The organism is Quadrisphaera sp. DSM 44207 (assembly GCF_900101335.1).
Lineage (GTDB): Bacteria > Actinomycetota > Actinomycetes > Actinomycetales > Quadrisphaeraceae > DSM-44207.
This window is the reverse complement of record NZ_FNKA01000001.1, coordinates 1,107,419-1,129,472: the sequence shown is the minus strand read 5'-3', so window position 1 is coordinate 1,129,472 and position 22,054 is coordinate 1,107,419. Positions and strand designations below refer to the sequence as shown.

The window sequence follows — 22,054 nt, the reverse complement described above, 5'->3', positions numbered from 1 at the left end:
CGGCGGGGTGAGCGGCGAGGGAGGCGGCGGGGGAGGTGCGCCCTCCCCGGTGCGGCTGGTCGCCACCGACCTCGACGGCACGCTGGTGCGCCGCGACGGCAGCGTCTCGGCGCGCACGGTCGCCGCCCTGGACGCCTGCCGGCGCGCGGGCGTCGACGTCGTCGCCGTGACCGGCCGCCCCCCGCGCTGGCTGGCCGACCTCGCCGACGTGGTCGGGCGCGCCACCGCCATCTGCGCCAACGGCGCGATCGTCTACGACATCGCGCGCCGGCGCGTGGTCGAGGCGCGGGTGCTCGCCCCGGACGACGTGCTGGCGGCCGTGGCGGCGGTGCGCGCGGCGGTGCCCGGCACGACGGCGGCCGTGGAGACGCTGCAGGGGTTCCGCCGCGAGCCGGACTACCGCCCGCGCCACCACGCCGGCGACGACCGGGTCGCGGCGCCGCTGCCGCAGCTGCTCGCCGACGACCCCGGCGTGGTCAAGCTGCTGCTGCGCTGCGAGGGGGTGCCCTCCGACCGGGCGCTGGCCCTGGCGGAGGAGGCGCTGTGCGGGCTGGCCGAGCCGACGCACTCGGGCCTGGGCGGGCTCGTGGAGGTCTCGGCGCGCGGGGTGAGCAAGGCCGCGACCCTGGCGCGGCTGGCGACGCAGCGGGGCGTCGACGCGGCGGAGGTCGCCGCCTTCGGCGACATGCCCAACGACCTGGCGATGCTGGCGTGGGCGGGCCACTCCTACGCCGTGGCCGACGGGCACCCCGACGTCCTCGCCGCCGCGTCGGCGGTCGCGCCGCCGTGCGAGGAGGACGGCGTGGCGCAGGTGCTCGAGCGGCTGGTGCTGGCCCGCTGTCGCTGAGCGCCGTCCCCCCCCCCCCCGGCGCTGCCGGCAGGAGGGGGACGGCGCTCACGCCACCACGCGGACGGCGTCCCCGTACGCGGCCAGGGCGGGGTCGGCGGTCAGGAGCACGGCTCCTTCCGCGACGGCCTGCGCCACGAGGACGCGGTCGAAGGGGTCGCGGTGGAGCAGCGGCAGCTGCTCCGCGCCGGCCGCTTGATCGCCAGCTCCCAGGTGCTCGCCGCGGACAGCAGGCGCTGGTCGGCGTCGAGGAGCAGGCCGCCTGCACGTCGTCCGGCAGGGGTGCGTCGGAGTCGTCGGCCACCTGGACGCGGCCGCGGTCGAAGCCGAGGTTCGGCGGGCCGGGCTCAGGACCCACCAGGCGGGCCACGACTCGCCCGCGATCGGTGATCTCCACGGTCTCGCCGTCGGCGACCCTCTCCAGCAGGCGGGACAGGTGGGTCTTGGCCTCGTGCACGCCGACGGATGTAGTCACCTCACTCAGTCTGCTCAAGAGCGAGGGACGCTGCTCGAGCGCGCGACGGCGTCCTGCGGCGTGTCGCACGCACCGCTGCTCATCCACCCAGTAACTTTCTTCACACCAGCCACAGCAGCACCAGCACGGCGACGCCGCCGCGCTGTCCACGGGAAGACAGGTGTGCCATGACCGTCCGCCTCCGCAGCACCGTCGGCCTCGTCCGCGACCTCTCCCGCCGCACCCGGCCCCCGGCGCCCGTGCCCGCGCCGCAGGACCAGTCCCTCGTGCGCACGCAGCCCCTGCCGGTGATCGACCTGCGGACGCTCCCGGCCCCGGGCGCGGCGCCGCCACCCGCGCCCCGGCGCCCGGTCGACCTCGGGCCCGCCGAGCCGCAGGCGACGGCCAGACCCGTGCCCGCCCTCACCGGCTCCCCGCGCGTCGACCCCAGCACCTGGTGGGGCTGGGGCGCGGAGGGCGCCTCGGGCACCGCTGACCAGCGCCTCAGGCGCCGCTGACCAGCCGCTCCACCTGGCTCACGGCCCGCTGCACCGCCGCCGCGCCGGCCGAGGACCCCGCCGGGGCGGGACCGGTGCGCGCCATGGCCGCGGCCTGGGCGGCCTGGGCGGCGAGGGTGCCGGCGCGCGAGAGGCGCCGGTGCAGGTCGACGCCGCCGCCGGGCACCTCCAGCGCCTCGCTCGGCCACGCCGCCTGCGCCTCGCCGCACGTCGCGCGGACGGCGTCGAGGCAGGCGGCCAGGCGAGCGCCGCAGACCTCCAGGTCGTCGCGCAGCACGCCGTCCGGAACGCCCTCGAGGACCTGGTGGTAGCGGTCGACGGCCCGGCGGAACCGGTCGTGGGCGCGCCGCCACACCCCCCGCCCGAGGTCGCGGTCCTCGCGGGAGCGCCCCGGGAGCAGACCGCGCAGACCGGACCGGAGCTGCATGATCACGACGAGGGAGGAGCCGTCACAGGTACTGGCCGGGCGCCGGCGCGTCCGGGCTCACCGGCAGGCGGCCGGCAGCCCCCGGGACGCCGGGAGCGCCACCGGCGCCGGCGGGCAGCGCGCGGCGCATCTGCTCCAGCTGGGCGCGGGCGGCCATCTGCTGCGCGAACAGCGCCGTCTGGATGCCGTGGAAGAGGCCCTCGAGCCACCCGACGAGCTGGGCCTGCGCGATCCGCAGCTCGGCGTCCGTCGGCGTCGTCCCCTCGGAGAAGGGCAGCGTGATGCGCCGCAGCTCGGCCACGAGCTCGGGGGACAGGCCCTCCTCGAGCTCGGCGAGGGAGCGCTCGTGCACCTGCGCCAGCCGGGCGCGGCCCGCCTCGTCGAGCGGCGCGCCGCGCACCTCCTCGAGCAGCTGCTTGACCATGCTGCCGATGCGCATGACCTTCGCCGGCTGCTCGACGCTGCCGACGGCGGTGGCGGCGTCGGAGCCCTCGCCCCCGGCCACCGACATCGCGCTGCCGGTGACGACCACCACGGGCTCGGGCTCGCGCTGCTCCCCGCGCTCCTCCGAGCGCGGGTCGGGACGCCGTCCGGGCTGCTCGCTCATGCGCTCCATCCTCGCTCAGGGCACCACGAGCAGCACCTTGCCCACGTGCTCACCCGCCTCGAGGAGGCGGTGCGCGCGGGCGACGTCGCCCAGCGGCAGGCGCGCGTGCACGACGGGGCGCACGCGGCCCTCGGCCACCAGCGGCCACACGTGCTCGACGGCGCTGGTGCAGATCGCGGCCTTCTCCGCGGGCGGGCGGGCCCGCAGCGTCGTGCCGAGCACCGAGGCGCGCTTGGCCATCAGCGCCGCCAGGTCGATCTCGGCGCGCGCGCCGCCCTGCACGGCGATGACCACCAGCCGGCCGCCGGTGGCCAGCACGTCGAGGTTGCGGGCGAGGTAGGAGCCGCCCACGACGTCGAGGACGACGTCCGCGCCGCGCCCGCCGGTGGCCTCGCGCACCCGCTCGACGAAGTCCTCGCGGGTGTGGTCCACGAGCACCGACGCGCCCAGCTCGGCGCAGCGCTGCAGCTTCTCGCGGCTGCGCGCGGTGACGGCGACCCTCGCGCCCACATGCGCGCCCAGCTGCACGGCCATCGTGCCGACGCCGCTGGCGCCGCCGTGCACGAGCAGCACCTCGCCCGGGCGCAGGCCGGCGGCCATGAACACGGTGGACCACGCCGTGGCCACCACCTCGGGCAGGGCCGCGGCGTCGACGAGGTCGAGCCCGGCCGGCACGGGCATCACCTGCCCCTCGGGCACGGCCACGCGCTCGGCGCAGCCGCCGCCGGCCAGCAGCGCGCAGACGGGCTCGCCGACCCCCCAGCCGTCCACGCCCTCCCCGAGCGCCGCCACGGTGCCGGAGACCTCCAGCCCGAGCACCTCGCTCGCCCCGGGCGGCGGCGGGTAGCGCCCAGCGCGCTGCAGCAGGTCCGCGCGGTTGACCCCGGCCGCAGCGACCTGCACGAGCACCTCACCAGGGCCGGCCACCGGGTCGGGGACGTCGAGCACCTCGAGCACCTCGGGTCCGCCGGGGGTGCGCGCCACGACCGCTCTCACCCGGCCGACCCTACGGCCGCCCGCTCCTACCGCCGCCCGCCCTGCGGCCGCTCGCCCCGCCTGCGGGCGCGCTCGCGCTCCAGGTCCTCCGGGGTGTCGACGTCCGCGACGGCGTCGTCCGCGACGGGGACCTGCACCACGCCGGGCACGGCCAGCAGCCAGGACGCCGAGCGCCCGGCCGCGCCGTCCGCGCCGTCCGCGCCGTCCGCGCCGTCCGCGGCGTCCGCGGCGGCGCGCACCCGCTCGCGCAGCGCCGCGGCGCGGTGGACGGCGAGCAGGGGCTGGCGCCGTCCCGCGGCGTCGACGGCGACGGCCGCGGGAGCGTGCGGCGCCGCCCGCAGCGCGGCCGCGAGCGGCGGCACGGCGGCCGCCGCGCGGGGGGCGTCGCCGGCGAGCACCGCCACGAGGTCGGCGGGCGGCACCGACCCGGCGCGGGCGGCGGCGGCCAGCGCCGCGGCCCCGGCCGCCACGGCCGCGGCCGGGCCCGCCCCGGGAGGCTGCTCGCGGGTCAGCAGCACCGGCCGGGACGCCCGGCGCGGCGGGCCCACGAGCACCACGGGCACGCGCGCGGGCACGCCCGCGAGCAGCGCGTCGAGCACGGAGGTGCCGCCGAGGTCGGCCGCCAGCTTGTCCGCGCCGCCCATGCGCCGCGCCGTCCCGCCCGCGGGCACCACGACGGCGCAGCCGCGCCACGGGTCGTCGGCGCGCTCGTCGGTTGGGTGGTCGGCGGGGTCGGTGGCGGTGTCGTCGGCGGTGTCGTCGGCGGTGTCGTCGGCGGTGTCGTCGGCGGGGTCGTCGGGGGTGTCCGGCACGCAGTGGATCATCCCCCACCCGGGCGGTGCGGGTGCGCCCGCGGCGCGCGGACCTGCTGCACTTGTCCCGTGAGGACGGCAGGCCGGTGGGTGGAGCGGGCGCTCGAGGACGTCGACGCCGCCCTGGCGCGCGACCCCGCCGCGCGCTCGCGGCTGGAGGTGGTGCTCGCCTACCCCGGCGTGCACGCCGTCTGGGCGCACCGCGCGGCCCACGCGCTGTGGCAGGTGCCCCGCGGGCGCCTGGCGGCGCGGGTGCTCTCGAACCTGGCGCGGGCGGTGACGGGCGTGGAGATCCACCCGGGCGCCGTCCTGGGGCGCCGGGTGTTCATCGACCACGGCGCCGGCGTCGTGGTCGGCGAGACCGCCGTCGTGGGCGACGACGTCCTGCTCTACCACGGCGCCACCCTCGGGGGCCGCAGCGGCACTCGGGGCCCCCGCCACCCCGTCGTGGGGGACGGCGCCGTCATCGGTGCCGGCGCCAAGGTCGTCGGACGCGTCCGCGTCGGCGCCGGCGCGCAGGTGGGGGCCAACGCGGTCGTCGTGCGCGACGTCCCGCCGGGGGCCGTGGCCGTCGGGGTGCCCGCCGTCGTCCGCTCGGGCGACGGTCAGGGCGACGGTCAGGGCGACGGCCAGGGCGATGGGCAGGGCGAGCGGGCGGGACGCCGGTCGGCGGCGGCGGGCGGCGACCCCGCCGGGTGACGGGCCGTGCGACGCAGCGTGGCGCTGCATCTACGCTGTGGTGCGACCGCCGTCCGCGCACGAGGTGCGGGCGAGGCACGCGTGCGCAGGGCGCACGAGGAGGGCCGGTCATGGGAGCGCAGCCGATCGCGGGGACCACCGGCGCGACGACGCCCCGGGCGCTGACCCGCGAGGAGGTCCTGGCCCTGCTCGGGGAGGCGCTGCGCCGGCAGGACGAGGTGGCCGCCGAGCTGGCCGGGCGCTGCGCCCTGCACCACGGCGCCTCCCTGCTGACCGTCTTCGAGGCGGTGCTCGCCGACGCCGCGGCGCTGCGCACCGCGGGCGCGGGGCTGCTCGACGTCAGCGACGCCGACGTGCGGGCGCGGCGCATCTTCTGCCGGCTGGGCAGCACGGCGCCCCGCACCGCGGAGCAGGGACTGCTCTTCGTCGACCGCGTCGACGCGACGACCGTGGCCCTGCTGCGCCTGCTCGAGGACGGCGGCCTGCGGGTGCGCACCGCCGTCACGAGCGACGCCGCGCTCGTGCTGGACCTCACGGCCGAGCAGACGTGGTCCGCCGTCGTCGTGGACCACTCGGGCCTGCGGCGCGACCCCCGGGCCGCCGCGCAGCTGCTCGCGCCGCTGGCCGGCCCGGGCGCCCCGCGGGTCGTCGTCACCACCGAGCGGTGGGACGCCGTGCCCGCCGCGCGCGGGAGCGCCCTGACCTGGACCGGCCGCGACCTGCGCTCCCTGGCGGGCGCCAGCGGCGTCGTCGCGGACAACCCGCTCACCGAGCGGGAGCGCGAGGTGCTCACCGCCGTCGCCGCGGGGCGCTCGAACGAGCAGGTCGGCCGCCAGCTGCGGCTGTCGCTGAGCACGGTGAAGACCTACCTGGAGCGCATCCACGCCAAGCTCGGCTCCGTCGACCGCGCCTCCGCGGTGGCGGCGGCCCTGCGCCGCGGCTGGATCTGAGGAGCCCCCGGCAGGGGCGCCCCGGTCAGGGCCCTCGCGGTCGGGGCGACGCGGACAGGGGCGACGCGGGCAGGGGCGCCGCGGGCGTCAGCCGACCGCGCCGCCCGCGCCCGGCCCCTCGGCGCCGCCCTCGTGCTGGCGCAGGTACCGCTCCAGCTCGGCGGCCAGCTCGTCGCCGTCCGCGACCTCCTCCTCGGGCAGCCGGGGCGCCATCAGGGACGGCCCCTCGAGGCCGCGCCCGGCGAGCACGGCGTCGTACTGGTGCTCCAGGGAGGCCACGGCCGTGCTGGTCTCGGGGGAGGCCGCCACCTGCGCGTCGACCTCGCCGAGGACGACGCTGCCCGCGGCCGCCAGGGCCTGCACCGGCAGGGACAGGCCGGTCGCCGCCGCGAGCGCGTCGAGCAGCGCCACCGCGGCCGGGGGGAACTCCGCGCTCGCCAGGTAGTGGGGCACGTGCGCGGAGAAGCCCATCGAGGGGACGCCGGAGCGCGCCAGGTGCAGCTCGAGGAAGGCCCCGGCGTGGCCGGGCACGGTGATCTCGCCGATCCACCGCGGCCGCCCGGCGATGAGGGAGCGCTCGGAGGCGTGGGCGGTCAGCGCGATCGGGCGCGTGTGCGGCGCCGCCCACGGGATGCCCTGCAGGCTGACGGCCAGGTCGACGCCGAAGCGGCCCACCAGCTGGCCGACCGCGGCGGCGAACCGCTGCCACTGCACGTCCGGCTCCGGGCCGACCAGCAGCAGGAACGTGCGGTCCTCGCGGTCGTGCACCTCGTGGAGCACGAGCTCGGGCAGGTCGACGTCGGTGAACCGGTCGCCGCTGAAGGACATCGGTGGCCGGCGGGCGCGGTAGTCGTAGAGCTGGTCGAGGTCGAAGCGCGCGAGCGGGCGCGAGGGCAGCTCCGCCAGCAGGTGGCGCACCGCCAGGCTCGAGGCGGCGCCGGCGTCGACGAAGCCCGTCAGGGCGTGCACGAGCACGAGCCCGCCGGCGGGGCCGGACCCGGTGCGGGCGGGGGTGAGCGCGGTGGTCGCGGCGCCGTCGGACAGGTCGCCGACGACCTCGTACAGGTCCTCGGGTGCGAGCACGTCTTCCTCCAGGTCGTGGTCCCACCCGGTGCAACGCCCGCCGCGCCCGCCGCCATCCCCGCGCTCCGGTGCGCTCCGCCGTCCGGGTGCGCCGGCCTCGCTACGCTCGCGCCCCTGGAGGGCTGCCGGAGCGGCCGAACGGGGCGGTCTTGAAAACCGCTGACTGGAGACAGTCCGTGGGTTCGAATCCCACGCCCTCCGCCCTCGACCTGCGGTGTCGCAGCCAGCCAGGGTCGCCGCGCCTGACGGCGGCGACCGCGACCTTCACGGAGCCCCGGTGGACGCGCCTCCTTTGCGCCCGCCCGGCGGACCACGGCCGCAATCAGGCGCTCCAGGTAGTCCTGGTCACCCGACGCTGCTGCCGCACCCTCGCCCGGTGTCTTGTCCGGTCTGTCAACGAGGGGCTAGGGCGCGGAAGCGACCCTTGCCTCGAGCGCCTCGCGAGCGAGCTGGGAGATCGTCTTCCCCTCGCGCGCGGCGACCCGGGCGGCGCGCTCCCGGACCGCAGGTGTCACCCGGAACGCGATCTGCGGCGAGGTCGCGGGCTGGCCTGACAGTGACGGGCGCCCCGAGGACCGCCGGACCTGGTCGATGATGCCGGTGGCGACGTCCTCGGTCAGCCGCGTCCCGTCAGCGAGGCGGATGTCCTCGCGCTCGAGATCGACGTCCGGGCCGATGTGGGTGTTGGCGGTGATGCGGGGCGGCTCTGGACTACTCATCGGTGCTCGCTCCTCGGAGTGCGGTCGGCATGACGTGGATGACCAGCAGGACGGTGGTGTCGTCCTGGGTGACCTCAACCGCGACGATCTCCAGCTCGCGTCCCCGCTCGTCGTCGCCGACGTACGACCACGCCGCGTTGCCCTGGATGGTCGTCGTGCGAGTCGGCGTGGCGGTGACCAGGACGTGACGAGCGGACGCTCGGCCGATGCGGTGTCGACGTGCGGCCTGGGTGAAGCGGACCTCCACTCCCTCATACTGTCAGACACAACGCAGTCAGGTCCAGGGATGCGGTCGGGCGACATCTGGGCCGGAGGAAGCGGAGCGCGTGTCACCGCGGCGACGGCCTGCCGGCCCGGTGCACGAGCGCGAGCCCTCCCGCCGCCAGCGCGAGGGTGACCGGCACGATCCTGAGGGCGGCCGTCAGCGAGGTCGCGTCCGCCAGCGCCCCGACCGCCAGGGGCGCGACCAGCACCGCGAAGGACGTCATCAGCACCGCCTGCCGGCTCGCCCGCATCGCCCGCCCGGGTGCCAGCACGACGACCACGGACATGCCCGTGGGGAACAGGTCGCCCAGCCCGAGCCCGAGCTCGAGCAGCGACAGGCCGGCCAGCGCCTGGGCCGGCGTCGTGGCCGGCCACAGCACCGCGAACCCGCGGCGGTGACGGCGAGCGCGACCGCGAGCAGCCGCTCCGGGTCGTACCGGCGCGCCGGCCGGCTGCCGATGACCTGCCCGGCCACCGCGCCGCCGAAGCAGCCGGCCATCGGCGCGACCGCGGTGTCCGTCGACACGCGGTCTGCTCGACGAAGGTCGCGCCCCAGGCGGCGACGCACCACTCGGCCGCCACTACGCAGAAGAGCGCCAGCCCACGTGCAGCGCCGCCGCCAGCGACAGCGCACCGACCAGCTCGACGCAGGCGTCGCCCAGTCGCTGCGGGAGCAGGGCGGCGACTGCGCGCGCCTCGCCCTGGGCCAGGCGCCAGGACGCCCGGAGCACAGATGCACCTGCAGCAGGTCCTCAGCGGCTTCCCGCTCCTCGACGGCTCCTCCCCAGCCGCCCGCTGAGGTGCCTGCGCCGGAGGGAGCCGCCTGCCGCAGCCCCTCCGCGCTGAGGCGGCTCAAGGCGAGCGCGCCGCCCGCCGATGGGACCGGAGAAGAACTCCGCACCGGTCCCCGACGACCGGCCGTCTCCTGGAGAAGCCCATGGGTGCACCGCCGCGCACCGCTCCGAGCCCGACCTCGTGGTACGCCGACCGCTCGCTGCGGTCGAAGTTCCTCGTCCTCACGGCGGCCGTCCTCGTCGTCCTCGCCGTCCTCACGGGCGTGGTGCAGGTGTCGAACGCGCACGTGCGCGAGGAGAGCCAGCGCGTCGCCGAGGTCGACCACGCCCAGGCGCTGGTGCTGCAGCTGGACACGCGCGCCAGCGAGCTGAAGGTCGACGGCTTCAAGGCTCTCGTGCGCGAGGACCCGTCGGAGCAGCTCGCGGAGCTCGCCGAGGACGTCGAGACGCCCACGGCCCTGCTCGAGGAGCTCGCCGCCGTCCCGCTGGACGGCGAGGCGGCCGCGGCGGCCGCGGCGGTGCAGGAGACCTACGGCGGGTACCTGAGCGCGATCACCACCTTCGTCGACGACGCCGTCGCCGACCAGGAGGGCACGCGCTCCCGCTACGAGGAGATCCAGGCGGCGAACGACATCACCGACGGCGCCGTGAGCGAGGCCAAGGACGTGCTCGCGGCGACCGCCGAGGCCGAGCGCGCCGACCTCGCGGCGGGCACGGCCCGCGCCTCCGTCGTGGCGCTGGCCACCGCCGGCGTCGGTGCCCTCGTCGTGGCACTGCTGTGCGTCCTGACGATGCTGTCGCTCACCCGGCCGCTGCGGAAGGTGCAGGCCTCCCTCGCGGCGCTCGCGGACGGCGACCTCGGCCGGCCCACCGGCGTGGTGCAGCGGGACGAGGTCGGGCAGACCGCCGCCTCCCTCGACCGCGCGCTGGAGTCGCTGCTCGCGGTGATCGGGTCGGTCGCGGCCTCCGCCGACGCGGTGGCGGCCTCCAGCGAGGAGCTGTCGGCCTCGGCCGCGCAGATCTCCGCCTCGGCGGCGGAGACCGGCGTGCAGTCGGGCGTGGTCTCGGCGTCGGCCTCGGAGGTCTCGCACTCGGTGCAGACGGTGGCGGCGGGCGCCGAGGAGATGGGTGCTTCGATCCGGGAGATCTCCTCCAACGCCTCGGAGGCGGCGCAGGTGGCCGCCCGGGCGGTGGGGGCGGCGGAGCAGGCCACCAGCACGGTGTCGAAGCTGGGGAGTTCCTCCAGGAAGATCGGGGACGTGGTGAAGGTGATCACCTCGATCGCGGAGCAGACGAACCTGCTCGCGCTGAACGCCACCATCGAGGCGGCGCGGGCGGGGGAGGCGGGCAAGGGCTTCGCGGTGGTGGCGAACGAGGTCAAGGAGCTGGCCCAGGAGACCGCGCGGGCGACGGAGGACATCGCGACGCGGGTGGAGACGATCCAGGCCGACACCGCCGGCGCAGTGGCCTCCATCGAGCAGATCTCGACGATCATCGGCCAGATCAGCGACTTCCAGACCACCATCGCCTCCGCGGTGGAGGAGCAGACCGCCACCACCGCGGAGATGTCCCGCTCGGTCACCGAGGCCGCCGGCGGGGTGAGCACCATCGCCGACACCATCACCGGCGTCGCCAGCGGCGCGGACGCGACCACGCAGGCGCTGACGCAGACGCGCACCGCGGTGGACGAGCTGTCCCGCATGGCCGCCGACCTGCGCGCCACCGTCTCCCGCTTCACCCGCTGAACGCCCAGACCCGGAAACGAGGACCCCATGGACGGCATCGACGAGATCGTCGGCGAGTTCCTGGTCGAGAGCTACGAGAACCTCGACCAGCTCGACCGCGACCTGGTCGCGCTCGAGCAGCAGCCCGACGCGCGCGACCTGCTCGCCAGCGTCTTCCGCACCATCCACACCATCAAGGGCACCAGCGGGTTCCTGGCCTTCAACAAGCTGGAGTCGGTCGCCCACGTCGGCGAGAACCTGCTCGCCAAGCTGCGCGACGGCGTCATGGCGATGACCCCCGGGGTCGCCGACGTCCTGCTCGAGATGGTCGACACCATCCGCACCCTGCTGACGACGATCGAGTCGGAGGGGGCCGAGGGCAGCATCGACGTCGAGCCGACCGTCGTGCACATCAAGGCGGTCCTCGAGGGCGGCGCCGCGCCCGCGGCAGCGCCCGAGCCGGCGCCCGCGGCAGCGTCCGAGCCGGCGCCCGAGCCGGTGGCCGAGCCCGTCGTCGAGGCGGCCGCGGTCCCGACCCCGGCACCGGCTCCGGCACCCGCTCCGACACCGGCTCCGGCACCCGCCTCCGCTCCAGCCCCGGCTCCCGCTCCGGCACCGGCTCCGGCGGCGCCCGCGGCGAACCGGCCCGCGGCCGCCGACGGCGAGCTGCCCACGTCGCGGCGCACCGCCGCGGACTCCTCGATCCGCGTGGACGTCGACGTCCTGGACACCCTCATGCGCCTGACGGGCGAGCTCGTGCTCACCCGCAACCAGATCGTGCAGAAGGTCGCCGACGGCGCCGACATGGAGCTCCTGCGCGCCTCCCAGCGGCTCAACCTCATCGCGGGTGAGCTGCAGGAGGGCGTCATGAAGACGCGCATGCAGCCCATCGACACGCTGTGGTCCAAGCTGCCCCGCGTCGTGCGCGACCTCGGCGCCCAGTGCGGCCGCCAGGTGCGCCTGGAGATGGTCGGCCGCGACACCGAGCTCGACCGCACCCTGCTCGAGGCGGTCAAGGACCCGCTGACGCACCTGGTGCGCAACGCCGTCGACCACGGCATCGAGGCCCCCGACGTGCGCGTGGCCGCCGGCAAGGCCGCCGAGGGCGTCCTGACCCTGCGCGCCCGCCACGAGAGCGGCCAGGTGCTCGTCGAGGTCTGCGACGACGGCGGCGGCATCGACCCCGCCCGGGTCGGCGCGAAGGCCGTCGAGCGCGGCCTCGTCACGGCCGAGGCCCTGGCGCGCATGGCGCCCCAGGAGGTCCTGCAGATGATCTTCCTGCCGGGCTTCTCGACCGCCGCGGCGGTCACCAACGTCTCCGGGCGCGGCGTCGGCATGGACGTCGTCAAGACGAACATCGAGGCCATCGGCGGCACCATCGAGGTCGAGTCGACCGCGGGCAGCGGCACCACCTGCCGCCTGCGGATCCCGCTGACCCTGGCGATCGTCCCGGCGCTGACCGTCGAGTGCGCCGGCGACCGGTACGCGATCCCGCAGGTCAGCCTGCAGGAGCTCGTCTCCCTGGACGCCGAGAAGGCCGCCGCGAGCGTCGAGGACGTCGGCGGCGCACCGGTGTACCGCCTGCGCGGGGAGCTGCTGCCGCTGGTCACCCTCGCCGACGTGCTGAACCTGACCTCCGACCGGCACGACGGCCACGTCGTGATCGCCGTCCTGCGCTCGGAGGGGCGCCGCTTCGGGCTCATCGTCGACCGCGTCATCAACACCGAGGAGATCGTCGTCAAGGCGGTGGGCAACCAGCTGAAGGCCGTCGGGCTGTACTCCGGCGCCACGATCCTCGGCGACGGCACCGTGGCGCTGATCCTCGACGTCCAGGCCCTGGCCCGGCGCGCGCTGCGCGGCGAGGCCGGCGAGCGGCAGGAGAGCAGCTCCGCCGCCGCGGCCGCCACCGCGGCCAGCGAGCAGCGGATGCTGCTGGCCTCGATCGGCGGCGGGCGCCGCGTGGCGATCCCGCTGGAGACGGTCACGCGCCTGGAGCAGGTGAAGACCGCCCAGGTGGAGACCGTCGGCTCGCGCGAGGTGGTGCAGTACCGCGGCGCGATCCTGCCGATCGTGCGCCTCGACCGGCACCTGGGCGCCTACGGCGACGCCGAGCACGAGGAGCTGGAGGTCGTCGTCTACTCCGACCACGGCCGCTCCGTCGCGATCGTCGTCGAGGAGATCCTCGACATCGTCGAGGGCGAGGCCGCCGTGCGCAGCGACATCGACGACATCGGCCTCGTGGGCTCCGCCGTCTTCGGCGACCGCGTGACCGAGCTGCTCGACGTCCGCGCGGCGATCCTGGCCGCCGACCCCGCCTTCTACACGTCCGTCGCCGGGGCCGACCCGCTCGACGGCGTCCCGTCCGACCTGCTGGAGGTCTGAGATGAGCGCACCGACCCTGGGGAGGGCCGCCGCGGCGGCGTCCCGGACCTCGCAGCTGGCCACGTTCTGGCTGGACGGCGACCTGTACGGCGTCGAGGTCGAGCACGTGCAGGAGGTGCTGCGCTTCCAGGGGCTGACCCGGGTGCCGCTGGCGCCCACCGCCGTCGCCGGCCTGATCAACCTGCGCGGCCAGGTCGTCACGGCGGTCGAGCTGCGCGAGCGGCTCGCGCTACCCCCGCGCCCGGAGGGCAACGACGCCATCGTCATCGTCGTCCGCCTGCACGGGGAGGCTGTCAGCCTGCTCGTCGACGGCATCGCAGACGTGGTCGACGTCGACGTCCGCGACTTCGAGGCGCCGCCGGACACCATGGACGGCGCGGCGCGCGAGCTGATCCGCGGCGCGTACAAGCTCGACGGGCGGCTGCTGCTCGCCCTCGACGTCTACAAGGCGGTCAACGCCTGATCCCCACCCCGCGGTGATCCTGCACGCTCGGTCACCACACCCCCTCCGCCCCGCGTGGTCTTGCGCGTCCGGTCGCTGCCCGTGACCGGAGGTGCAAGATTACGCGGGGCGGAGGGGGTTCTGCGTCATCTGGGTGACGCTCAGTAGCGGGACGGCGGGTGCGGCGGGCAGCATGGCGAGCCCGTCGACCTGGAGGCGCCCGTGCCCTACACCCTCGTCAGCGCCGCCACGATCGGCTTCGACCTGGTGCGCCTGCCCGCCGGGCGCCAGGTCGCCGAGGTCCTGCTCACCGGTCTGGGGGCCGCGGCCGCGGACCTGCACCGCCTCGCCGCCGCCCACCCCCGCCGCGCCCTGGCGCCGGCCGAGCGCGCCGGCCTGGCCGGGCGGGGACGGCGCGCCCGCGAGCTCGCGGCCGCCGGCGTCCCCCGCCTCAGCGCCGTCGGCGGCGCCGCGCAGCCCTCCGCCGCGCAGCCCTCCGCCGGGCGCCTCGACGGGCGGCTGGCGGCCCTCGCCAGCGCGCTGGAGCGCAGCACGATCGGGGACGCCGCCGCCGTGGAGCGCCTGGTGCGCACCGACGTCGTCGACGTCCCGGACGTCGACGCGGACGTGCGGGACCTCGCCGTCGACGTCCTGGCCGACGCCGCGGTCGCCGCCTTCGCCGCCGGGGCGCTGCCGGCGGACCTGCGCCGCACGCTCGCGGCCCCCTGGCACCGCGCCGCCGCCGCGGGCGTGCCGCCCGAGCACGACCTCGGCCCCCAGGCGCCGGCGCTGCGGGCCCTGCTCGCCGCCGTGCGCGACACCGGGGCCGAGGGCCGCCGGCGCTGGCGCGCCGCCGTGGACGCCGTGCGCGCCGAGCGGCGCCCGTGGGCCGCGGCCATGCACGACGCCTCGTGGGCCGCGCACGTGTCCGGGCGGGTGCGCGCGGCCGCCGCCGCCCAGCTGCTCGCCGTCCCGGCCTTCGACGACGCGGGCTTCGACGCCGCCGACGGCGCCCAGGGGGTGTGGAACGCGCTCGCCGGCTGCGTGCAGGGCGTCGTGCTGGCGGACCTGCTCGACGCGTCCTCGGCCGCCGTCCTCACCCGCCCGTGGGCGCTCGTGACGGGGCAGGACCTGCTGCTGCCCGGCTGACGCACCGCCCACCCCACCGCCCACCCCACCGCCCACCGCACCGCCCGCCGCGAGCGCGAGGACGTCGCTCAACCCGGCTCCCCCCGCTGCCGATAGACCCGTGACGGCCCACCGGCCGGCGACACGGCAGCGGTAGGGGGACGAGTGGACCCGATCAGGGTGATGGTGGTGGACGACTCCGTCGTCGTTCGGCGCATCGTGACCGACGTCCTGTCCGAGGACCCCGGCATCGAGGTCGTGGGCACGGCGGTCAACGGCAAGGTCGCGCTCGCCAAGGTCGACCAGCTCAAGCCCGAGCTGATCACCATGGACATCGAGATGCCGGAGATGGACGGCATCGCGGCCGTGCGCGCGCTGCGCGCCAAGGGCGTGCGGGCGCCGGTGGTCATGTTCAGCACCCTGACCGAGCGGGGCGCGTCCGCGACGCTGGACGCCCTGTCGGCCGGCGCCGACGACTACGTGACCAAGCCCGCCAACGTCGGCAGCGTCGCGCAGTCGATGGACAGCGTGCGCGAGCAGCTCGTCCCGAAGATCAAGGCCCTGACCGGCCGGCCCGTCGGCCTCCCGGCGGCCCGCGCCGGCGCGGGTGCCGGCACCGGGCTCGGTGCCGGGCTCGGTGCCGGGCTCGGGACCGCGTCCGTGCGCATCCCGAGCGTCCCGGCGCCCGCGGTGCGCAAGAAGCCCGCCGTCCTGGCGATCGGCTCGTCCACCGGCGGCCCGGAGGCGCTGGCGAGGGTGCTGCCCGCGCTGCCCGCCTCGCTGCCCGTGCCGGTGGTCATCGTCCAGCACATGCCGCCCGTCTTCACGCGCCAGTTCGCGCAGCGGCTGGACCGCCTGTGCGCGCTCGACGTCGTGGAGGCCGTGGCCGGCGTCCCGCTGGAGCCCGGCACCGTGCACCTCGCGCCCGGCGACCACCACCTGACCGTGCGCTCCTCGGGCGGCGTGCTGCGCACCGCGCTCGACCAGGGCGCGCCCGAGAACTTCTGCCGGCCCGCCGTCGACGTGCTCTTCCGCTCCGTCGTGCAGGCGTACGCCGGCGCCGTCCTGGCCGTCGTCCTGACCGGCATGGGCGCGGACGGGCGCATCGGCGCCGGCCAGGTGCGCGCCGCCGGCGGGCGGGTCCTCGCGCAGGACCAGGCCACCTCCGTCGTGTGGGGCATGCCCGGCGCCGTCACCCAGGCCGGCTTCGCCGACGAGGTGCTGCCCCTGGGCGAGGTCGCCACCGCCGTCCAGCGCCACCTGCCCGTCCCGAGCCTGCGAGTGGGTGCCTGATGCCTCTGAACGCCGCCACCTTCGACTGGGTGCGCCAGCTGGTGCACCGCGAGAGCGCGATCGTGCTCCAGCCCGGCAAGGAGTACCTCGTCGAGGCCCGCCTGCTGCCGGTGGCCCAGAAGATGGGCCTGTCCGGCGTCCCCGAGCTCGTCGAGAAGGTGCGCTCGCGCCCCGACCCGGCCGCCATGCGGCGCATCGTCGAGGCGCTGACCACCAACGAGACGTCCTGGTTCCGCGACGGCGACCCGTTCACGGCGCTGACCTCCACCGTGCTGCCGAGCCTGGTCGCCGCGCGCGGGCCCGCGGAGCGGCTGCGGATCTGGTCCGCGGCCTGCTCCTCCGGCCAGGAGCCCTACACCATCGCGATGCTCCTGCAGGACGCGCTGCCGAGCGCCGCCACCCGCGTGCAGATCACCGCGACCGACCTGTCGAGCCAGATGGTCGAGCGCACGCGGGCGGGCCGCTTCAGCCAGCTGGAGGTCAACCGCGGGCTGCCCGCCCCGATGCTCGTGCGCCACTTCACCCGGGCCGGCAGCGAGTGGGAGATCGCTCCCGCGCTCCGGCGGATGGTCACCGCCTCGCAGGCGAACCTCGCGGCCCCGCTGGCGGTCCTCGGGCCGTTCGACGTGGTCTACCTGCGCAACGTGCTCATCTACTTCGACCTGCCCACCAAGCAGGCGATCCTGCGGCGCGTCGCCAAGGTGATGCGACCGGACGGCTGGCTCTTCCTCGGAGCCGCCGAGACGACCCTCGGGGTCGACGACAGCTGGGAGCGGGTCGTCCTCGGCCGCAGCTCCGCCTACCGCCCGCTGAAGGGGGCCTGACGTGCGTGCACTGGTGATCGACGACTCGCGCGCGATGCGTCGCATCGTCGGAGGGATCCTGGGGGGCCTCGGCTACGAGGTCGCCCAGGCCGGGGACGGCCGCGAGGCCCTCGACGTCCTGGGCGGCGGGTTCGTGCCCGACCTCGCGACGGTCGACTGGAACATGCCCGTGATGGACGGCCTGCAGTTCGTCTCGGCCGTGCGCGCCAACCCGGCGTGGCGCTCGGTGACGCTGATGATGGTCACCACCGAGTCCGAGCACGGCCAGATCGTGCGGGCCCTGGCCGCCGGCGCGCACGAGTACCTCATCAAGCCGTTCACCGCCGACGCCCTCGAGACGAAGCTCTCGCTGCTCGGCCTGCTTCCCGCTGGAGAGCCCGCATGAGCACGCCGGTCCACGACGTCGTCGACCCCGAGGTCGTCCTCGCCATCACCGACGAGGTGTGGCAGGCCCTGCTCGGGGAGGACGAGGTGCTCGCGATGATCGGCGTGCCCCTGCCGGAGCGGACGCTCAGCGCCTGGGTGGGCATCACCGGCCCCTGGTCCGGCACCGTCGTGCTGACCGTGGGCGCCGGCACCGCCGAGGAGCTCACCCGCTGCCTGCTGCTGCGCCACACCCCGCTGCCGCCCGTCGTCGAGGCCGAGGACGTCGAGGACGGCCTCGGGGAGCTGGCGAACGTCGTCGGCGGGGGCATCAAGGGCACGCTGCCCGGCCCGTCCGTCCTGAGCCTGCCGGAGGTCGGCCCCGTGCCGCCCGCCGGAGCACCGGTCTGCCGCGTCGACGCCCTGTGGCGCGGCCAGCCGGTGTCCATCGCTGTGATCGACCACGTGCAGGACCCCGCCACCGGGGCGGAGCCGCACGACGCGAAGAAGAGTGGGGTGTCGCTGTGAAGATCCTCGTCGCCGACGACAGCCGCGTCATGCGGCAGATCGTCATCCGCACGCTGCGCCAGGCCGGCTACGACGGCCACGACGTCGTCGAGGCCGAGAACGGCCGCGAGGCGCTGGAGCTGGTCGGCTCCGAGGCGCCCGACCTGGTGCTCTCGGACTGGAACATGCCCGAGATGACCGGCATCGAGTGCCTGCGCGCGCTGCGCTCCTCCGGCTCCGACGTCCCGTTCGGGTTCGTCACCTCCGAGGGCAGCGACGAGATGCGCTCGACCGCCGCCGCGGCCGGCGCGCTGTTCCTCATCGCCAAGCCCTTCACCCCCGAGGCCTTCGACGCGGCGCTCGCGCCCGTCATCGGCTGACCGCACCCTCCAGGAGCTGACCGTGACCACTGCTGTGACCGAGCTGCCCCCCGCCAAGGACGTCCGCGACCTGGTCGAGGGCCTGCTGGGCAAGGACTGCGCCTTCAGCGACGGCAGGCGCATCACCGCCGGTCCCGCGCTCGTCGGCGTCTACGTGAGCGACGACCTGCGCATGCGCGCCATCGCCGCGATGGACCTGCCGCTGGCCGCCTACGTCGGTGCGGCCATCGGCCTCGTGCCCCCCGGCGGCGCCGCGGCCGCCGTCGAGGACGGGGAGCTGTTCCCCAACCTGCGCGACAACGCCTGCGAGGTGCTCAACGTGATGGCCGCGCTGTTCAACGTCGGGGACGCGCCGCACCTGCGCCTGTACTCGACCTCCGCGCCGGAGGAGGCGCTGCCCGCGGACGTGGCCGGCCACCTGGCCGCCCTCGGCGGCCGCGCGGACTGGACCGTCGCGGTCAAGGGGTACGGCGAGGGGCAGCTGTCCATCTGCCTGACCTGAGCCCCCGCTCCCTCGGAGCGCCCCAGCGGCCCGCCTGCTCGATCGCGAGCAGGCGGGCCGTTCGCTGTGCGTGCGGTGGCTGTGCGTGCGGTGGCTGTGCGTGCGGCGTCCTCGCGCCGGTCCTGATGAGCACGGGGCGCCCCCGTGCTCGTCCTACGGGCACGGGGCCACCCAGTGCCCGTCGTCCGTGGGCGTGATCCCGCCCACGGGCGCCCTCGGACCGGTGCGGGGGGTGCGGTCGTGCGCGCCGCCGGCCGGTCGGGGTCGTCGGTCGACGCTCTGCTGCTGCCGTGCCGCGTTGCGCCTGGGACGCCGAGCCGGGGGCCCTCCGGAGGCCCGATCCAGCGGCGTCCGAGGCGCAACGCGATACCCACGAGGAGCCGCGACACCCACGCAGAGCCGTCCGCCAGGACGCCGGACGGCGCGCTGGGCGGCCCGTGGTAGGTGTCGCGGCTCCTCGTGGGTACGCGCAACGGCCCGGCCCGGCCCGGCCCGGCGGCCCGGCACGGCGGCCCGGCACGGCGCAGGCCCCGCCCACCAGGGGTGGACGGGGCCTGCGGAGCGCGGGTCTCAGGCGGCCAGCGGCGCCTGCAGCGGGTGGTCGCTGCCGGTCAGCACGACCTGGCCGGCCCGGCGGTTGCTGGTGTTGACGACGATCGGGGCGAGCAGGTTCGCGGTGCTGTCCGCGAGCGAGCGCCCGCTGCGGACGACGACGAGCAGCAGCGCGTCCTCGGCGCGGGTGAGCTCGAGCGCGTCCTGGCTGGGCACGTCGAGCTCGGGGGAGTAGTCGGGGAAGACGGCACCGGGCGCGAGCACGAGCAGGCTCACGGTGCCGTCCTCGAGGCTCTGCAGGGAGAACAGCGGGCTGTCCTCCTCGAGCTGGACGAGCGCGAAGCGGGTCAGGTGCTCGAAGCCCGGCAGCGGCAGCACGAAGCTCAGCTCGGGCAGGTCGGCGGCGGGGGCGGGGGCGGCAGGAGTGCTCATCGGATGAAGTCCAGGAGGCTGGGCTGCAGCACCTTCGCGGTGGCGCCGAGGGCCGCCTTGTAGGCGACCTCCTGCATCTGCAGGTTGACGATGGTCTTGGGCAGGTCGATCGACTCCACGTCGGCCAGGGACGTCTGCAGCTTCAGCACGGCGTCGTCCGCCGCCTGCTTGGCGCCCTGCACCCGACCATAGCGAGCCCCGACGCTCGACACCTCGTCCGTGACGGCGGTCATGCGCCCCTGCAGCTTCCCGAGCAGGTCCGCCAGCGGCAGGCTGCCCGGCTTCTGCACGACGGCGTCGGCGATGTCGTCCAGGAGCGTGAAGACCGAGCCGTCCCCCTGGCCGAAGACGGCCCGCCCGTCGGAGTCGACCTGCACGACGGCCTCGGCGGCGACGCGGCGCTCGACGGTGCCGCCGGTGCCCACGGGCGCGTCGCTGCCTGCGCCGGTGTCGGCGTACGCGTACGGCGGTGCCGTGGCGAAGGCGCGGGCGTCACCGCTGGTGCCGGCGAAGACCGACCGGCCGAGGTACTTGGTGTTCGCCTGTCCCAGCAGGTCGTCCTTGATGCCGCGCACCTCCGCGGCGATCGCCGTGCGGCTGCTCTCGCCCATGGCGCCGGAGTTCAGGGCCCGCAGCGTCAGCTCCTGGGCGCGCTGCAGCCGGGAGGAGGTGTTCTGCAGGGCGCCGTCGATCGTGCCCAGCCACCCGACGCCGTCGTCCGCGGCGCGGGAGTACTGCTCCGAGGTCCGCAGGTCCGAGCGCACCTGCAGCACGCTGACGGCGCCGGTGGGGTCGTCGGACGCCCGGTTGATCTTCTTGCCCGTGGACAGCTGCTCCTGCAGGCCGCTCATCGCCGCGAGGTTGCGCTGCAGGTTGGCCATGGTGCTGTCCTGGACCGTGCGGTGCGTGATGCGGGTCACGGCTCACTACCTCCCGACGAGACCGGTGCGGTTGATCAGGGTGTCCAGCGCCTGGTCGACGGCGGTGAGCACCCGCGCGGCGCCCTCGTAGGCGCGCTGGATGACGAGCAGGTTGGCCGTCTCCTCGTCGAGGGAGACCCCGGCGGCGGAGACCTGGTCGCCGACCGCGGCCGCCATGGACTGCTGCGCGACGTCGGCCCGCCGCTGCGCGGCCTGCACGTCCACGCCGGTGGCGACGACGCTGGCGCGCCAGACGGCGTCCGGCCCGTCGAGCGCGACGCCGACCCGGGCGATGGCGGCGGCGTTCTTGCCGTCCTGGGCGCCCTGGCCGGGCACGGCCGCGGCGAGCTCGCCCGGCGACGTCACGGCCAGCCGCAGGTTCTCGGCGGTCACCGCGGTGCTCGGCGAGGGCGAGAGGAACGGGCGCAGGGCCGGCGCGTCGGGGTCGTTCGGGCCCCGGCCCTGCTCGTGCACCGCGTTCACCCGGCCGGCCAGCGCCCGCGCGACCCGGTCGTACTCGCCCGCCGCGCCGGGCAGCACGGTGTTGAGGGCGTCGACGCTCGCCTTCAGGGAGCCGCCGCTGACCGTGGCCGCGCCACCGCTCGCCCACGCGAAGCCGGCGACCGCCGGCGGGGTGGCGGAGGCGTCGACGCCGCTCATCTGGGTCGGCGCGGTCAGGACGACGGCGTCCGCCGTCGTCCCGCGCACCAGCGCCGAGCCGCCGAGGTAGACGTCGACGACGCCGTCCCGGCCCGCCAGCACGGAGGCGCCCGTCAGCTCGACGAGGCGGGTGACCAGCTGGTCGCGCTGGTCCATCAGCTCGTTCGCGGAGCCGCCGTTGGTCACGGCCGCGCGGACCTGCTCGTTCAGGTCCGCGACCGAGGCTGCCGTCTCGTTGACCTCGGTGACCGTCGCACCGGCCTGGTCGCGCTGCTGGCCCCACAGCGAGGCCACCGCCGCGTGCCCGGAGCGGATCCGGTCGACGACGGCCTGGGAGGTCTGCAGGACGACGCGGCGCGCGGAGTCCTGCTCGGGGTGGGCGGCGACGTCCGACCACGCGGCCCACATCTTCTGCAGCTGCGCGCCCAGCCCCTGCTCGCCGGGCTCGGCCATCAGGTCCTCGACGGCCGCGAGCGTCTGCGCGCGGCCGGTCAGCTCCGCGGACAGCGACGTCTGGCTGCGCACCCGCGCGTCCAGGAAGGCGTCGCCGAGGCGGGAGGTGCCGGTGACCTCGACGCCGTTGCCGGTCAGCCGGGACGCCGCGTGCAGGGACTGCACGCCGGGCGCGACCCGGGAGGTCAGCTCGGCGCGCTGGCGGGTGTAGCCGGCGGTGTTGGCGTTGGCGATGTTGTTGCCCGTGACGTCCAGGGCGCGGCGGTGCGCCTGCAGGGCCGTCAGGGCGGTGGAGATGCTGCCGAAGCTGCTCATGGCTCGG

The 22,054-nt window shown here is 76.3% G+C and carries 26 protein-coding genes, 1 tRNA gene and 1 pseudogene; 15 read left to right on the top strand and 13 right to left on the bottom strand.

Going from position 1 to position 22,054, the window contains the following annotated elements:
- The first annotated feature begins 7 nt into the window (after positions 1–7).
- Positions 8–847, top strand: a complete 840-nt coding sequence (locus BLS82_RS05440) for an HAD family hydrolase (protein WP_092862816.1) — start codon at positions 8–10, stop codon at positions 845–847.
- A 358-nt stretch (positions 848–1,205) separates the two neighbouring features.
- Here the strand turns inward: BLS82_RS05440 and BLS82_RS16725 are convergent.
- Positions 1,206–1,304, bottom strand: a pseudogene (locus BLS82_RS16725) (type II toxin-antitoxin system Phd/YefM family antitoxin); the annotation flags it as partial.
- A 185-nt stretch (positions 1,305–1,489) separates the two neighbouring features.
- Between BLS82_RS16725 and BLS82_RS16310 the strand changes: the two are divergent.
- Entirely contained in the window at positions 1,490–1,819 is a 330-nt protein-coding gene (locus tag BLS82_RS16310; protein ID WP_092862169.1) for a hypothetical protein, read from the top strand.
- Here the strand turns inward: BLS82_RS16310 and BLS82_RS05425 are convergent.
- Genes BLS82_RS05425 through BLS82_RS05410 form a run of 4 tightly spaced genes read right to left on the bottom strand, consistent with a single transcriptional unit; the run spans position 1,806 to position 4,661 of the window.
- The gene (locus tag BLS82_RS05425; protein ID WP_092862813.1) at positions 1,806–2,246 is read right to left on the bottom strand and encodes a hypothetical protein; all 441 of its coding nucleotides are present in this window, start codon (positions 2,244–2,246) and stop codon (positions 1,806–1,808) included. The two genes, BLS82_RS16310 and BLS82_RS05425, sit on opposite strands and share 14 nt — an antisense overlap.
- 22 nt (positions 2,247–2,268) lie before the next feature.
- Positions 2,269–2,862 (bottom strand): bacterial proteasome activator family protein, encoded by a 594-nt coding sequence (locus tag BLS82_RS05420; protein WP_092862167.1) that lies wholly within the window; start codon positions 2,860–2,862, stop codon positions 2,269–2,271.
- Between the two features lie 6 nt (positions 2,863–2,868).
- The gene (locus tag BLS82_RS05415) at positions 2,869–3,849 is read right to left on the bottom strand and encodes an NAD(P)H-quinone oxidoreductase (protein WP_092862165.1); all 981 of its coding nucleotides are present in this window, start codon (positions 3,847–3,849) and stop codon (positions 2,869–2,871) included.
- 26 nt (positions 3,850–3,875) lie between these two features.
- Positions 3,876–4,661, bottom strand: coding sequence for an NTP transferase domain-containing protein (locus BLS82_RS05410; protein ID WP_218123583.1), 786 nt, complete (start codon positions 4,659–4,661; stop codon positions 3,876–3,878).
- 69 nt (positions 4,662–4,730) lie between these two features.
- On the opposite strand from BLS82_RS05410, the gene cysE reads away from it, so the two are divergent.
- On the top strand, positions 4,731–5,360 hold the full coding sequence (gene cysE / locus BLS82_RS05405; protein WP_176818932.1) for a serine O-acetyltransferase: 630 nt from the start codon (positions 4,731–4,733) through the stop codon (positions 5,358–5,360).
- A gap of 110 nt (positions 5,361–5,470) precedes the next feature.
- On the top strand, positions 5,471–6,310 hold the full coding sequence (locus tag BLS82_RS05400; protein ID WP_092862163.1) for a helix-turn-helix transcriptional regulator: 840 nt from the start codon (positions 5,471–5,473) through the stop codon (positions 6,308–6,310).
- 87 nt (positions 6,311–6,397) lie between these two features.
- Here BLS82_RS05400 and BLS82_RS05395 read toward each other — a convergent pair whose 3' ends face one another.
- Positions 6,398–7,393: a PAC2 family protein gene (locus tag BLS82_RS05395; protein WP_092862161.1), complete on the bottom strand. Its 996-nt coding sequence runs from the start codon at positions 7,391–7,393 to the stop codon at positions 6,398–6,400.
- A gap of 116 nt (positions 7,394–7,509) precedes the next feature.
- On the opposite strand from BLS82_RS05395, the gene BLS82_RS05390 reads away from it, so the two are divergent.
- Positions 7,510–7,594, top strand: a tRNA-Ser gene (locus BLS82_RS05390).
- Between the two features lie 203 nt (positions 7,595–7,797).
- Here the strand turns inward: BLS82_RS05390 and BLS82_RS05385 are convergent.
- From BLS82_RS05385 to BLS82_RS15595, 4 genes are all read right to left on the bottom strand, one after another.
- Positions 7,798–8,112, bottom strand: a complete 315-nt coding sequence (locus BLS82_RS05385; RefSeq protein ID WP_092862159.1) for a hypothetical protein — start codon at positions 8,110–8,112, stop codon at positions 7,798–7,800.
- Positions 8,105–8,359 (bottom strand): hypothetical protein, encoded by a 255-nt coding sequence (locus BLS82_RS05380; protein WP_092862157.1) that lies wholly within the window; start codon positions 8,357–8,359, stop codon positions 8,105–8,107. Before BLS82_RS05380 ends, BLS82_RS05385 begins: the two co-directional genes overlap by 8 nt.
- 82 nt (positions 8,360–8,441) lie before the next feature.
- A complete protein-coding gene (locus BLS82_RS05375) occupies positions 8,442–8,756 on the bottom strand; it encodes a hypothetical protein (protein WP_092862155.1) in 315 nt (104 codons plus the stop codon).
- Between the two features lie 201 nt (positions 8,757–8,957).
- On the bottom strand, positions 8,958–9,107 hold the full coding sequence (locus BLS82_RS15595; RefSeq protein ID WP_176818931.1) for a hypothetical protein: 150 nt from the start codon (positions 9,105–9,107) through the stop codon (positions 8,958–8,960).
- A gap of 206 nt (positions 9,108–9,313) precedes the next feature.
- Here BLS82_RS15595 and BLS82_RS05370 point away from each other — a divergent pair, with 206 nt between their 5' ends.
- From BLS82_RS05370 to BLS82_RS05325, 10 genes are all read left to right on the top strand, one after another.
- Positions 9,314–10,915 carry a methyl-accepting chemotaxis protein gene (locus tag BLS82_RS05370; RefSeq protein ID WP_092862153.1) on the top strand — a complete coding sequence of 534 codons (1,602 nt, stop codon included), beginning with the start codon at positions 9,314–9,316 and terminating at the stop codon, positions 10,913–10,915.
- 27 nt (positions 10,916–10,942) lie between these two features.
- The gene (locus BLS82_RS05365; protein WP_092862151.1) at positions 10,943–13,276 is read left to right on the top strand and encodes a chemotaxis protein CheA; all 2,334 of its coding nucleotides are present in this window, start codon (positions 10,943–10,945) and stop codon (positions 13,274–13,276) included.
- A gap of 1 nt (position 13,277) precedes the next feature.
- Positions 13,278–13,739, top strand: coding sequence for a chemotaxis protein CheW (locus tag BLS82_RS05360; RefSeq protein ID WP_092862149.1), 462 nt, complete (start codon positions 13,278–13,280; stop codon positions 13,737–13,739).
- A gap of 201 nt (positions 13,740–13,940) precedes the next feature.
- Entirely contained in the window at positions 13,941–14,867 is a 927-nt protein-coding gene (locus tag BLS82_RS05355; protein WP_092862147.1) for a hypothetical protein, read from the top strand.
- A gap of 144 nt (positions 14,868–15,011) precedes the next feature.
- On the top strand, positions 15,012–16,139 hold the full coding sequence (locus BLS82_RS05350) for a protein-glutamate methylesterase/protein-glutamine glutaminase (protein WP_092862145.1): 1,128 nt from the start codon (positions 15,012–15,014) through the stop codon (positions 16,137–16,139).
- The gene (locus BLS82_RS05345) at positions 16,139–16,963 is read left to right on the top strand and encodes a CheR family methyltransferase (RefSeq protein WP_092862143.1); all 825 of its coding nucleotides are present in this window, start codon (positions 16,139–16,141) and stop codon (positions 16,961–16,963) included. The genes BLS82_RS05350 and BLS82_RS05345 overlap by 1 nt, the downstream gene beginning before the upstream one ends.
- A 1-nt stretch (position 16,964) precedes the next feature.
- Positions 16,965–17,348, top strand: a complete 384-nt coding sequence (locus BLS82_RS05340) for a response regulator (protein WP_092862141.1) — start codon at positions 16,965–16,967, stop codon at positions 17,346–17,348.
- Complete coding sequence (locus tag BLS82_RS05335; protein WP_092862139.1) at positions 17,345–17,854, top strand: chemotaxis protein CheX; 510 nt, start codon at positions 17,345–17,347, stop codon at positions 17,852–17,854. The genes BLS82_RS05340 and BLS82_RS05335 overlap by 4 nt, the downstream gene beginning before the upstream one ends.
- On the top strand, positions 17,851–18,213 hold the full coding sequence (locus BLS82_RS05330) for a response regulator (RefSeq protein WP_092862137.1): 363 nt from the start codon (positions 17,851–17,853) through the stop codon (positions 18,211–18,213). Before BLS82_RS05335 ends, BLS82_RS05330 begins: the two co-directional genes overlap by 4 nt.
- A gap of 22 nt (positions 18,214–18,235) precedes the next feature.
- Positions 18,236–18,715, top strand: coding sequence for a hypothetical protein (locus BLS82_RS05325; protein ID WP_092862135.1), 480 nt, complete (start codon positions 18,236–18,238; stop codon positions 18,713–18,715).
- A gap of 570 nt (positions 18,716–19,285) precedes the next feature.
- Here the strand turns inward: BLS82_RS05325 and BLS82_RS05320 are convergent.
- The 3 genes from BLS82_RS05320 to flgK are packed head-to-tail and all read right to left on the bottom strand — an operon-like array spanning position 19,286 to position 22,047.
- Complete coding sequence (locus BLS82_RS05320) at positions 19,286–19,699, bottom strand: flagellar assembly protein FliW (RefSeq protein WP_092862133.1); 414 nt, start codon at positions 19,697–19,699, stop codon at positions 19,286–19,288.
- Positions 19,696–20,619, bottom strand: a complete 924-nt coding sequence (gene flgL, locus BLS82_RS05315; protein ID WP_092862131.1) for a flagellar hook-associated protein FlgL — start codon at positions 20,617–20,619, stop codon at positions 19,696–19,698. Before flgL ends, BLS82_RS05320 begins: the two co-directional genes overlap by 4 nt.
- A 6-nt stretch (positions 20,620–20,625) precedes the next feature.
- Entirely contained in the window at positions 20,626–22,047 is a 1,422-nt protein-coding gene (gene flgK / locus BLS82_RS05310) for a flagellar hook-associated protein FlgK (protein WP_092862129.1), read from the bottom strand.
- Positions 22,048–22,054: the final 7 nt, after the last annotated feature.

Bases quoted from the DNA above. Each gene is read 5' to 3' on its own strand.
- BLS82_RS05360 (WP_092862149.1), top strand. From the start codon at position 13,278: ATGAGCGCACCGACCCTGGGGAGGGCCGCCGCGGCGGCGTCCCGGACC.
- BLS82_RS05425 (WP_092862813.1), bottom strand. From the start codon at position 2,246: ATGCAGCTCCGGTCCGGTCTGCGCGGTCTGCTCCCGGGGCGCTCCCGC.
- BLS82_RS05320 (WP_092862133.1), bottom strand. From the start codon at position 19,699: ATGAGCACTCCTGCCGCCCCCGCCCCCGCCGCCGACCTGCCCGAGCTG.
- flgK (WP_092862129.1), bottom strand. From the start codon at position 22,047: ATGAGCAGCTTCGGCAGCATCTCCACCGCCCTGACGGCCCTGCAGGCG.
- BLS82_RS05420 (WP_092862167.1), bottom strand. From the start codon at position 2,862: ATGGAGCGCATGAGCGAGCAGCCCGGACGGCGTCCCGACCCGCGCTCG.
- BLS82_RS05385 (WP_092862159.1), bottom strand. From the start codon at position 8,112: ATGAGTAGTCCAGAGCCGCCCCGCATCACCGCCAACACCCACATCGGC.
- BLS82_RS05335 (WP_092862139.1), top strand. From the start codon at position 17,345: ATGAGCACGCCGGTCCACGACGTCGTCGACCCCGAGGTCGTCCTCGCC.
- BLS82_RS05400 (WP_092862163.1), top strand. From the start codon at position 5,471: ATGGGAGCGCAGCCGATCGCGGGGACCACCGGCGCGACGACGCCCCGG.
- BLS82_RS05370 (WP_092862153.1), top strand. From the start codon at position 9,314: ATGGGTGCACCGCCGCGCACCGCTCCGAGCCCGACCTCGTGGTACGCC.
- BLS82_RS05365 (WP_092862151.1), top strand. From the start codon at position 10,943: ATGGACGGCATCGACGAGATCGTCGGCGAGTTCCTGGTCGAGAGCTAC.
- BLS82_RS05345 (WP_092862143.1), top strand. From the start codon at position 16,139: ATGCCTCTGAACGCCGCCACCTTCGACTGGGTGCGCCAGCTGGTGCAC.
- BLS82_RS16310 (WP_092862169.1), top strand. From the start codon at position 1,490: ATGACCGTCCGCCTCCGCAGCACCGTCGGCCTCGTCCGCGACCTCTCC.